At 61.7% G+C, this 11,397-nt stretch carries 11 protein-coding genes; 8 read left to right on the top strand and 3 right to left on the bottom strand.

Translation table 11 applies throughout. From position 1 onward, the window contains the following. Positions 1-2: 2 nt before the first annotated feature. The 3 genes from AC3YMN_RS00095 (at position 3) to AC3YMN_RS00105 (ending at position 3,258) form a co-directional block, all read left to right on the top strand. Positions 3-1,508: a tripartite tricarboxylate transporter permease gene (locus AC3YMN_RS00095; protein ID WP_489888460.1), complete on the top strand. Its 1,506-nt coding sequence runs from the start codon at positions 3-5 to the stop codon at positions 1,506-1,508. Positions 1,509-1,545: 37 nt separating this feature from the next. Continuing rightward, positions 1,546-2,178 (top strand): nuclear transport factor 2 family protein, encoded by a 633-nt coding sequence (locus AC3YMN_RS00100; RefSeq protein WP_489888461.1) that lies wholly within the window; start codon positions 1,546-1,548, stop codon positions 2,176-2,178. A 102-nt stretch (positions 2,179-2,280) separates the two neighbouring features. Continuing rightward, positions 2,281-3,258, top strand: a complete 978-nt coding sequence (locus AC3YMN_RS00105) for a Bug family tripartite tricarboxylate transporter substrate binding protein (RefSeq protein ID WP_127754265.1) — start codon at positions 2,281-2,283, stop codon at positions 3,256-3,258. Between the two features lie 168 nt (positions 3,259-3,426). Here AC3YMN_RS00105 and AC3YMN_RS00110 read toward each other — a convergent pair whose 3' ends face one another. Both AC3YMN_RS00110 and AC3YMN_RS00115 read right to left on the bottom strand, forming a co-directional pair. Then, complete coding sequence (locus AC3YMN_RS00110) at positions 3,427-5,313, bottom strand: bifunctional sugar phosphate isomerase/epimerase/4-hydroxyphenylpyruvate dioxygenase family protein (protein WP_489888462.1); 1,887 nt, start codon at positions 5,311-5,313, stop codon at positions 3,427-3,429. A 96-nt stretch (positions 5,314-5,409) separates the two neighbouring features. Further along, the gene (locus AC3YMN_RS00115) at positions 5,410-6,090 is read right to left on the bottom strand and encodes a TetR/AcrR family transcriptional regulator (protein ID WP_127751910.1); all 681 of its coding nucleotides are present in this window, start codon (positions 6,088-6,090) and stop codon (positions 5,410-5,412) included. A gap of 153 nt (positions 6,091-6,243) precedes the next feature. Between AC3YMN_RS00115 and AC3YMN_RS00120 the strand changes: the two genes are divergently transcribed. Next, the gene (locus tag AC3YMN_RS00120) at positions 6,244-7,152 is read left to right on the top strand and encodes a shikimate dehydrogenase (RefSeq protein WP_489888463.1); all 909 of its coding nucleotides are present in this window, start codon (positions 6,244-6,246) and stop codon (positions 7,150-7,152) included. On the opposite strand, the gene AC3YMN_RS00125 is transcribed toward AC3YMN_RS00120, so the two are convergent. After that, on the bottom strand, positions 7,149-7,820 hold the full coding sequence (locus tag AC3YMN_RS00125) for a GntR family transcriptional regulator (protein ID WP_489888464.1): 672 nt from the start codon (positions 7,818-7,820) through the stop codon (positions 7,149-7,151). The two genes, AC3YMN_RS00120 and AC3YMN_RS00125, sit on opposite strands and share 4 nt — an antisense overlap. Positions 7,821-8,032: 212 nt before the next feature. On the opposite strand from AC3YMN_RS00125, the gene dctP reads away from it, so the two are divergent. The 4 genes from dctP (at position 8,033) to AC3YMN_RS00145 (ending at position 11,365) form a co-directional block, all read left to right on the top strand. Continuing rightward, complete coding sequence (gene dctP / locus AC3YMN_RS00130; RefSeq protein WP_489888465.1) at positions 8,033-9,016, top strand: TRAP transporter substrate-binding protein DctP; 984 nt, start codon at positions 8,033-8,035, stop codon at positions 9,014-9,016. A 92-nt stretch (positions 9,017-9,108) separates the two neighbouring features. Then, positions 9,109-9,627 carry a TRAP transporter small permease gene (locus AC3YMN_RS00135; RefSeq protein ID WP_489888466.1) on the top strand — a complete coding sequence of 173 codons (519 nt, stop codon included), beginning with the start codon at positions 9,109-9,111 and terminating at the stop codon, positions 9,625-9,627. Then, positions 9,624-10,931 carry a TRAP transporter large permease gene (locus AC3YMN_RS00140; RefSeq protein WP_127751914.1) on the top strand — a complete coding sequence of 436 codons (1,308 nt, stop codon included), beginning with the start codon at positions 9,624-9,626 and terminating at the stop codon, positions 10,929-10,931. Before AC3YMN_RS00135 ends, AC3YMN_RS00140 begins: the two co-directional genes overlap by 4 nt. Continuing rightward, on the top strand, positions 10,928-11,365 hold the full coding sequence (locus AC3YMN_RS00145) for a type II 3-dehydroquinate dehydratase (protein WP_489888467.1): 438 nt from the start codon (positions 10,928-10,930) through the stop codon (positions 11,363-11,365). Before AC3YMN_RS00140 ends, AC3YMN_RS00145 begins: the two co-directional genes overlap by 4 nt. Positions 11,366-11,397 lie beyond the last annotated feature (32 nt).

Consider the following 11,397-nt stretch of genomic DNA (forward strand, 5'->3'; position numbering starts at 1 on the left):
ACATGGACATCTTCAGCGGGCTGCTGCTCGGCCTACAAACTGCCAGCACGTTTACAAATTTCGCATATTGCTTTGCGGGCGTGCTGCTGGGCACCGCCGTCGGCGTGTTGCCGGGCCTCGGTCCTATTGCCACCATTTCCATGCTCCTGCCCTTCACCTTTGGGCTACCGGTCGACACCGCCCTGATCATGCTGGCGGGCATCTTTTACGGCTCACAATATGGTGGCTCCACCACCGCGATCCTGATGAACCTGCCCGGCGAGGCCTCCTCGGTGGTGACCACGCTCGATGGCCACGAGATGGCCAAGCAGGGCAAGGCGGGTCGGGCGCTCGCCGCAGCCGCCATCGGAAGTTTTTTTGCCGGGACGGTCGGCACCCTTTTCATCGTCATCGCCGCACCCATTCTTGCCGGCATGGCTCTCAGCTTTGGTCCCACCGAATATTTCTCGCTGATCGTACTCGGTCTCGTTACCTCAATGGTACTGACATCCGGCTCTTTGCTCACTGGCTTTGGCATGGTGCTGCTGGGCATGCTGCTGGGCCTCATCGGCACCGACGTTAATTCAGGGGCCGCGCGCTATACCTTCGGCTCACCGGACCTGATGGACGGGCTGAACTTCGTCATCATTGCCACTGGCATCTTCGGTCTGGGCGACGTCCTGGCTAATCTGGAAAATGAGGATACGCGGGCTGCAACCATCGCAAAGGTGAGCTCGCTGTTTCCCACCCGGGACGACTGGAAGCGCATGACAATGCCCATCATGCGCGGTACCGGCATCGGCGTGCTGCTGGGGGTCCTCCCGGGCGCTGGCCTGCTGTTATCTTCATTCTCAGCTTATGCGCTGGAAAAGAAAATCTCCAAGCATCCGCAAGAGTTTGGCAAAGGTGCCATTGAGGGCGTGGCTGCGCCCGAAGCTGCCAACAATGCTGCCGCCCAAACCGCCTTTATCCCCATGCTGACGCTGGGCCTGCCAGGCACCGCAACCATGGCTCTGATGATAGGAGCGCTGGTGGTCCAGGGCGTGCAGCCGGGCCCCAATATCCTGACCGAGCAACCCGCCCTTTTCTGGGGACTGGTCGTGTCGATGTGGATCGGCAATCTGCTGCTGCTTATCCTCAACCTGCCGCTTGTCGGCATGTGGGCCAAGCTGATCTCGGTGCCCTACAAATATCTGTTTCCGCTGATTTGCGTATTCACCGCCATTGGCGTCTACAGCATCCGCAACAGCGCTTTCGATGTCTACCTCATGGCCCTGTTCGGCGTGCTTGGATATGTCTTCCGGAAGGCCGGCGCCGAGCCAGCCCCTCTGATCCTGGCATTGATCCTGGGTCCCATGGCGGAAGAATATCTGCGCCGTGCGCTGCTGATCTCGCACGGAGACGCGACGGTTTTCGTCACGAGCCCTGTCAGTGTCGCAACCCTGCTGATCGCAGCGGTCCTCCTGGTCTCGATCCTCCTGCCTGCCTTCCGAAAGGTGCGGCAGGATGGGCTCCAGGAGTTAGACTGACCTCAACCCGCCCGTTCACTAAACACGAGGACCAGTCATGCAAATCAACGTCGGCCAAGGTGAGGGCGACTATCTCAATCGCGCGGTGCTGTTCGACCTGGTACGCCGCGAACGCTTTGCGCGCGACCAGCGCCGGTTCGATGTGATGGCTGCGTGCTTTCATCGTGACGCCTATGTCCGCACTAGCTGGTATGACGGCAGAGGGGGCGACGCCTATGTCGCGGCAACGCGCAAGTGGATGAGCAACACCGGCAACAGCAAGCATTGGGTGTTTCCCGCTTTTGCTCAGATCATTGGGAACCGCGCCACAATCGAAAGCCCGGCCATGATCTTCAACCGGGCCAAGCTCGAAGGGGTGGAAGTCGACTTCCAGGTATTCTGCCGGTTCTTCTCCCGCGCTATATGCGAGGGTGGCGGCTGGAAGTTGGCTAGCTTCCACGTCTTTTTCGAGCGTGACGTGATGGCGCCCACGCTCACGTCTGACCCGCTGCCGATCGACCGCGCCTTGCTCGACACCATGCGGCCCTCCTACAAGTTTCTCACCTATATCCAGCGCAGCCGTGGCGTGATGGTCAACCAGGACCTGCTTGGTGATGACCGACCGGAGGAACTCGCGGACTTTCACGCCAACGAAGAGCAGTGGTTGGCAGGCGAGGGACCTGTTTCGTGAGGTGGAATGGGCGGCTTGTTGAATACCTGCTGCTGTAGCTATTGCGCTAAGTATCGCTCCAGCCAAGCCCAAGCAATCGAAGAGGGCGTGCAGGAGGGAAACATGAAAAGACGCGAATTTATCGTCCTTGGCGGTACCGCAGGACTATTGGCCTCAACAGGAATTTCGTTCGCGCAAGATAGCTGGCCCAGCAAGCCGGTTACAGTTCTTTCAGCTTATCCGCCGGGCGGCACCAGCGACATCCTTGCGCGCCTCGTTGCCGATATCCTGACCAAAGAATACGGCCAGCAATTCGTGCTTGAGAATATTGCTGGTGCCGCTGGCGCGCTGGCCGGTGGCAAGCTCGCGCGGTCCGCGCCGGATGGTTACACTATCCTGGTAAGCGGCAGCGCACCTCTGGCGGCGAACAAGGTGGTGCAAACCAACCTTGCCTATGACCCGGAAGCTGATTTTGAGCCCATTACGGTTTTTGCCGAAAGCCCGGCGCTGCTGACTGCCAGCATGAACGCCCCAGCCAAGACGCTGCCGGAGTTGATCGCCTATGCCAAAGCCAATCCGGGGCAGGTCAATATCGGCAATCCCGGCGCCGGCACCAAGGGTCACATTTGTGCTGCCATCATTGGCCAACAGGCGGGAGTGGAAATCAACCACGTCCCCTACAAGGGCTCGCCGCCTTTGGCCGCCGACCTGCTTGGCGGGCACATAGATTTTTCCGCCGACGCCCCGGCCAACTACCTTGCGCATATCAAGGCCGGCAAGCTGCAGGCCCTTGCGGTCACCTCGGCCCAGCGCATGGGCGAGCTGCCGGATGTGCCAACCGTTGCCGAGCAGGGGTTTGACGGTTATCAGCAAACCCTATGGTTTGGTATTGTTGGCCCCAAGGGCATGCCGGCCGAGATCATCAGCAAGATCAACGATACGCTCAAGACCTGGAGCAAATTGGCGGAATCGCAGGCGCTGCTGGTTTCGCTCGGCGTGGCGCCTGTCCTGAACACACCGGACGAAATGCGCGAAACCGTTGCCCGCGAGATCGAGGCGATCCGGCCGCTCGTCGACGCCGGGCTCGTGCAGCCGACCTAAGGACACGTTCTAAACGCATGTTTATTACCGCCCCTCGCTCAGGGGCGGTAATACCCGCCACGAGTATCGCCCCGCTGACCATGTCGGCGGGCTCTCGAATGTAGGGGCGATTTCTGCACTTCAGCAATTTCGTTGCTCTATACCTTGAGCTCCCAAGGTCCGCCCTCCTCAAGCACCAGCCACCATTGCCAGCGCTCGCTTCTGCGCGGCGATACGGAAGGGGGCGTTGAGAGCGCCGTAGCCGGCATAGCCTGCCCGGCGTTGCACAATCTCAAAAAAGAAGCCTTCCCCAGTATTGCGCGAATACACCTGGAAGAACTCCCCATCGGCATCCCGGTCATAAAGAACATTGCCGGCGCGCAGCCGATCGAGCATGGCTTCGTCAATCCCCAGCCTTGCCTGCAGATCCTCGTAATAATTGGGCGAGATTTCGAGCGTCGCCATGCCATTGGCGCGCAGTGCGTTGGCAGCGGCAAAGATGTCGGGGGTAGCGAAAGCCAGGTGCTGGATGCTGGAGCCAAAAGTTTCGGCGATGAAGCGGCCGGCTAGCGTTCGCTGACTTTCCGCGCCGTTCAGCGTCAGCCGCAGTGAGCCCGACGCATTTTCGATGACCTGGCTGCGCACCAGCCCTGACGGGTCCACCACATCCACCATCGGGCTCTTGTCGGTGACAAAAATGGATCGATAGAAGAGGATCCAGGTCAGCATTTCCTCGTAGTTCATGGTTTGCGCCACGTGGTCGAAATGCCCAAGCCCGGCTGTCTGCAGCGCTTCGGGGTCGCTCACGGATTCAAATTCGATATCCCAGACCCGGCCCAGCGGGCTTCTCGTGTCGAGGAAATAGATCACGCCGCCCCCGACGCCGCGGATGGCGGGGATGCTGAGCTGGTCCGGGCCGACGCGTTGATTGAACATTTGCGCGTCCAGCGCCCGGGCGCGTTCGACCGTCGCGGCAGCGTCATCGACGAGGAGGCCAATGGCATAGGCCGAGGTGCCGTGGGTCTGGTAGGCGGAGTGGGCAAGGCCCTCGCGTTCGGTGTTGATGATGATGTTGATCTCGCCCTGGGTGAAGCGCTCGACGGCCTTGGCCCGGTGCCGGCCAGTGAGGCGGAAGCCAAGTTGGCGCAGATAACCGGCCAGCACGCCCGCTTCGGTTTCGTCGGCGGCAAACTCCACGAAAGCGACGCCCTTGACGTCGACGCGCGGCGGCAGTGTGGGCACGGCGATGGCGATATCGGGCTCGGCCTGGCGGACCTGATCCATCAGGTAAACCAGCGAGCGATGGCCATCGAGCGCGATGGTGCGCGGCGAGCCGGAGCGGAACTGGTCGTTGAAGATCTCGAGGGAAATGGGGCCGTCATAGCCCGTGGCGGCGACGGCGCGCATGAACTCGGTGACCGGCAGATCGCCTTCGCCGGGCATGTTGCGGAAGTGGCGGCTCCAATACAGCAGGTCCATGTCGATCAGAGGGGCATCAGCCAGTTGCACGATGAAGATCTTGTCGCCGGGAATGGAGCGGATGGAATTGGGGTCGAGCTTGCGCGAGAGCGTGTGGAAGCTATCGAGGATGATGCCCAGATTGGGGTGATCGGCGCGGCGCACGATTTCCCAGGCATCGCGATGATCGTTGACATGGCGGCCCCAGGCTAGTGCCTCGTAGCCGATGCGCAAGCCCCGGCGCCCGGCCCGCTCGCCCAATTCCCGCAGATCGGCGGCAGCGCGGTCGATGCCGCCCAGCGAAAGGGGGGAAACGCTGGAGCAGACGAGGATCAGGTCGGTTCCGAGCTGCTCCATGAGGTCGAACTTGCGCTCGGCCCGGTCAAAGGCTTGGCTGCGCTGCGGCTCGGGCAAGCCTTCAAAGTCTCGGAACGGCTGGAAGAGGGTGATGCTGAGGCCAAGATCGGCCACCATCGCCGCCACATCGCGCGGGGAATGGGCATAAGCGAGGAAATCGTTCTCGAAAATCTCGACCCCGGCGAAGCCGGCGGCGGCAACCGCCTCGAGTTTTTCGCGCAGATCGCCGCTGATCGACACGGTTGCAATCGAGGTCTTCATGGCCGTTCTCCCCATTTTGAGAGGAGAGTACGAACTAGTTAGTACATTTGCAATGCAGGTTCGAATGGTGGCCGAAGCGGTGGCGATGCTGATGGCTCAGGGGAGCTTGTCGGGCCTCGTGACGAAGCGCAGCACCATCTCAACGGCCTGCTGGCGCAGCGAGGCCTGGGCGGCGGGGCTGCCCACATCCTTGCCGAAGATCTTGGAGAACGTGGCGCGGTTGGACACGTTGAAAAAGCACAAGGCGCTGATCTGCCAGTGGACTTCGAGCGGGTCGAGCCCGGGACGGAACACGCCGTCCGCCAGGCCCTTGGCATAGATGGCTTCGATATTGCCGATGGCGGTGACGTTGAGTTCGCGGATCACGCCGGAGCGCTCGAGGAACTCGCCATGATGAATGTTCTCGATCATCACCATGCGGATAAATTCCTCATGCTGATGGTGATGGTCAAAGGTGAATTCCACCAGGCGCTTGAGCGCATCGAGCGGGGGCAGGCCCGCCACGTCGAGTTGGGCTTCGCCCTCGCGCACCTGGCGATAGGCGTTCTCGAGGGCGCTGAGATAGAGCCCTTCCTTGCTGCCGAAATAATAATAGATCATGCGCTTGGAGGAGCGCGTCTTGGCGGCGATCTCGTCGATGCGGGCGCCGGAAAGTCCGTTGAGGGCAAATTCCTGCGCCGCCACTTCAATGATGTTCTGCCGGGTGCCCTCGGGATCCTGCGCGCGGGTTGGCGCGGCCCGGGCGCGGGTCTTGGTGGTTTCGAGCCGGGTACTCATATCAGCAACACCTTCCTCCGGCGCGGCAATTGACTAAACTAACCGGTTCGTACATTCTGCCGCAAATCGCTCAACAGCATTTATCGGCTGGCCGGCGTGAAACACAAGGCCACTCCCAGTTGCAACGGCAAGTGGCGGGCGGGGAGACGGGTTTTGCACATCGCCATTAGTCCGGCACAGCCGTTGGCCCACCTGGTGCTGAACGGGGAACTCCCCGCGCGCGACGGGATCACCATCGGCCTGGTGGGTCGCGGCATTGGCGGGTCCCTGTCGCCGCTGATGCATGAGCGTGAAGGGCAAAGGCTGGGGCTCGATTACCGCTACCACCTGATCGATTTTGACCAGCTTGGCCTGAGTGACGCGCAATTGCCGGAAATCCTCGCCGAAGCGCGGGAGTTGGGCTTTGCCGGCCTCAACGTCACTTATCCCTTCAAGCAGGCCGTGCTGCCGCTGCTTGATGACCTGGCGCCCGATGCCGCCGCAATCGGCGCGGTTAACACCGTGGTGCTGGGTGATCGTATGGTCGGGCACAACACCGATTGCTGGGGTTTTGCCGAAAGCTTCCGGCGCAATCTGCCGTCGGCCGCACGCCAGCGGGTGCTTCAGCTCGGCTCCGGCGGGGCGGGGGCCGCGGTGTCGCAGGCGCTGCTGCAATGCGGGGTCGGGCGGCTCGATATCTACGACACCGATGCCGCGCGGGCGCAGGCGACGGTGAGCCGCTTGCGTGAGCGGCTCGATGCCGATGTCCATGCCATCAGCGATGTGGCAGAGGTCGCGGGGCGGGTGGATGGGATTGTCAACGCCACCCCGGTGGGCATGACCAAGCTGCCAGGCATGCCGATCGATCCGGCCTTGATTTCGTCGCGGCATTGGATTGCCGATGTGGTGTATTTCCCGCTGCAAACCGAGTTGATCCGGCATGCCTATTCGCAGGGTTGCGCGGTGATGCCGGGCGGCGGCATGGCGGTTTACCAGGCGGTGCGCGCTTTTGCGCTGTTTAGCGGATGCCAGCCCGACCCGCGGGCCATGGCGGACAGCTTCAACGCTGCCATTACCGGCTAGATCCGGCCGGTCGAGAGCACATAATCGACGCCGCTCCGGATATGGGTCGCGAGCTTGGCGACAATGGCGTCGGCATTGCGCTCCATCGCCAGCTCGAACAGCGCCTTGTGGTCGCTCATCACATCAGCGCCGCGAAAGCTTGCCGCCAGCATATGATAGCGAATGAAGCGGTCAAACACGGAGGCATGCAGCGCCAGCAGCGTCTGGGAGCCGCAGGCCGAGATCAGCGCATTGTGGAAGGTGAAGTCATAGCGCACCCATTGGGCGGTTCGCTCGATCTCCCCGCGCAGCAACTGCGCCTCGACCACCGAAAGCTTGTGATGAGCAGCGACGACGCGGCCCTCCCAATCGAGATCGCCGCTGGCCAGCGACAGGCGGATGGCGTGGCTCTCGAGCAGGAGGCGCAGGTCGGCCACCTCAAGCAAATTTTCGGCTGAAGCGGGCGCCACCTCAAAGCCGCGCTGCCCCTCGGCGACGACGAGACTTTCGCTCGCAAGCCGGTTGAGGATTTCGCGTAGCGTGCTGACGCTGGCCCCATATTGTGCCTTGAGGGTGTCGAGCTTGAGCTTGCGGCCAGGGGGGAGCGTGCCGGCGATGATGTCGCCGCGAATTCGACGGAAGGTGAGGTCCGCTACGCCTTCATCCAATTGCTGCCCTTCGCCTGCCACGTCGTCTCCTGCGTTGTTCTGACCTCATGATCATCATACGAAAGGAAAAATCAATGACAAAGACGATTTAGCCGGTTAGCTTCGAATGCATCAGAAGCCGCATTGACATGAACGAACTGTTTCGTACATTGTGCAGCGAGGACGAACAAACGACGGTGGCAAGCCGTGCGTCCGTTACGCCTGATAGCGGGCGACCACATGGGAGGATGACTATGCGTTTTGGATTTACGCGTCGCGCAGTGGTGCTCGGCGGCCTGTTGTTGGCAGCGGCCATGCCGGTGGCAGCCCAGGAGAGCAAGCCTGTGCTCCGGTTTTCGGCAGTGTTCACTGAACAGGACATTCGCGCCGAAATGATGAGCCGCTTGAGCGAGGGTATCGCCGAGATCGCGACCATCGAGCCCTATTTCGGGGGCAATCTGTTCAAGCAGGGCACCGAACTGGTGGCCTTGCAGCGCGGCAATCTGGAAATGGGCAATATCGCGCCCCAGGATATCTCCAACCAGATCCCGGCCTGGTCGGTGCTGACCTCGGCCTATCTGTTCCGCGACGCCGATCACCTGCGCACCTTCTTTGACAGCGATGTCGGTGCCGAGTTCAAGCAGATGGCGGAAGACCAGCTTGGCATCCGCATCCTTGGGCCGACCTATTTCGGTGCCCGCCAGGTTGGTTTGATCACCGACAAGAAGATCAATACGCCAGAGGACATGGCCGGCGTGAAGCTGCGCATGCCCGGTGGCGATGCCTGGCAGTTCCTCGGCACCTCCATCGGCGCCAATCCAACGCCCATGGCCTATGCCGAAGTTTATACCGGCCTGCAGACCGGGGCCATCGACGGCCAGGACAATCCGCTGCCCAATGTGGAGAACATGAAGTTCTACGAAGTCATGAAGCAGATCGTGCTGACCTCGCATCTGGTGGGCTTTGACCTGCTGGTGATCAGCAAGGCGAGCTGGGACGCGATGACGCCCGAGCAGCAGGCTGCCTTTGACGCCGCCGCCAAGGACGCCATCGACTTCAGCCAAAAGGAGCATCTGGCGCGCGAAGCCGAGCTCGTCGAGCGCTTCAAGACGGCCGGACTTGACGTCTATGAGCCAGACCTCGAGGCCTTCCGCACCTTTGCCCAGCAGAAATACCTGGAATCGGAGTTGGCCAAGGATTGGCCCGAAGGCGTGGTCGACCGCATCAACGCGCTCTAGCCGCACACTTCACGACGGCGGCACTCCCAAGGGGTGCCGCCCCAGCATCCATGTCTGGCCAGCCGCTGCGGCTGCGCACCGGGAGTTGCGCCATGCCTTCTTCTTTCTCCAGCATCGGCCGGTGGCTGCATGCGCGCGCCGAAAACCTGCTGGCGGCCATGCTGGCCATCATGTTCGTGGTCTTCATCATCCAGATCGTCTTTCGCTACCTGCTTAACCTGCCCATCGGGTGGACGCATGAAATCAGCGTCGTGATGTGGCTGTGGATGGTGCTGTTCGGCACCGCCTTCGTGGTGCGCGACGACGAGGATATCCGCTTCGACATCTTTTACGGCGCGGCGCGTGGCAAGGTGAAGAGGGCGATGGTGCTGGTGTCCTCGCTCACCCTCGTTGTGCTGTTCACCCTCTCGCTGCCGGCGGTGGTCGATTACATCGCCTTCATGAAGGTCGAGAAGACGGCCTATCTCAAGATCCGCTTCGATTATCTCTATTCCATCTATGGCATTTTTGCCGTGGCGATGATCGTGCGCCAGCTCCACCTCGCCTGGCAGGCGGCCTGGGGCCAGAGCGCGGACGATTTCGACTACACCAAGGTGAGTTCGGGCATATGACCATTTCCCTGGCATTCGGCTTGTCGCTGGGGCTGTTGACGGTTCTGGCCTTTCTCGGCCTGCCCATGGGGCTGGCGATGATCTGCGGCTCGATCCTTTATCTGCTGATGAAAGGGCAGGACCCCGGCATCGTCGCCGAGCAGTTTCTCAACGGCATGTACTCCAACTACATCATGCTTGCGGTGCCGCTGTTCATCCTGGCGGCCGAGATCATGAATTCAGGCACCTTGTCCGAGCGGCTGCTGAAATGGTGCGACGCGCTGGTCGGCCGGTTCCGTGGCGGCCTGGCGCAGGTCAATGTGCTGCAATCCATCGTGTTTGCCGGCATGTCCGGCTCGGCCGTGGCGGACGCTGCCGGCTCGGGCAAGATGATGCAGTACATGATGACCAAGGACAACAAATACACCCCGTCCTATGCCGCGGCGCTCACCGCCGTCACTGCCGTGATCGGCCCCATCATCCCGCCCTCCATTCCGATGGTGCTGTACGCGCTGGTGGCCGATACCTCGATTGGCTACCTGTTTCTGGGCGGCGTGGTCCCTGGCCTTCTCATGGCCGGTTTCATGATGGTGCTGATTGCCGTCACGGCACGGGTCAAGAATTTCCCCATCGAGCCGCCGGTGCCGGTGCGCCAGCTGCCGCGCATGACCTGGCAGGCTTTGCCCGTCCTCTTCATGCCGGTCGTGCTGATGTATGGCATCTATGGGGGCATCACGACGCCAACCGAAGCGGCCGCTGTTGCCGCAGCCTATGCGCTGCTGGTGTCGGTGCTGATCTACCGGGCGGTGAAGTCCAAGGACCTTTACCAATCGGTGCTGGTTAGCGCCAAGACCACGGCCTCGATCGGCATGCTGATCGCGGGGGCGCTGGTGTTCAATTATGTGGTCACCATCGAAAACATCCCGCGCACGATCAGCACCATCCTGCTGTCGTGGGATCTGAACGCGGTGACCTTCCTCATCATCGTCAACCTGATCCTGCTGGTGCTGGGCTGCGTGCTGGAAGGCACGACGATCCTCCTCGTCATCGTGCCGGTGCTGATCCCGACGGCGCAAGCGCTGGGCATCGACATGGTGCATTTCGGCGTCGTTGCCGTGGTCAACATCATGCTCGGGCTCATCACCCCGCCTTACGGGATGCTGTTGTTCATCATGACGCGCATTTCGGGCTCACCGATGCGGGCGATCATCGGCGATGTCATGCCGTTTTTGTGGACGCTGATCGGCGCCCTGATCCTCTTTACCTTCGTGCCCGACACCGTGCTCTGGCTGCCCAGGATGTTTGGCTATGGAGCCGTGCAATGAAGCCCATCTATGTTCTAAACGGCCCCAATCTGAACCGGCTGGGCAAGCGCGAACCGGCGATTTATGGCACGACGACCCTCGCGGAAGTGGAGCAGATCTGCCGCAGCGCCGCGGGCGAGCGTCCGGTCGTCTTTGGGCAAACCAACAGCGAAGAGCAGCTGATCGACTGGGTGCACGAGGCGATCGACGAGGGGGCGGGGATCCTCATCAATCCTGCGGCCTTCACCTTCACCTCCATTGCCCTGCTCGATGCGCTCAAGATGTTCGAGGGGCCGGTGATCGAGTTCCACATCTCCAATGTGCACCGGCGCGAGCCGATTTATCACCGCTCCTATGTGTCCATGCGCGCCGACGCCGTGCTGGCCGGCCTGGGGGCCTCCGGCTACGCCACGGGCGTCGCGGCGCTGCTCAAGATGATTGAAAGCCGGAGCTAGCGGCGAGCGGCGCCAGCCCTGGCGCCGGGTGG

This window comes from Devosia sp. Z11_6 (assembly GCF_058133665.1).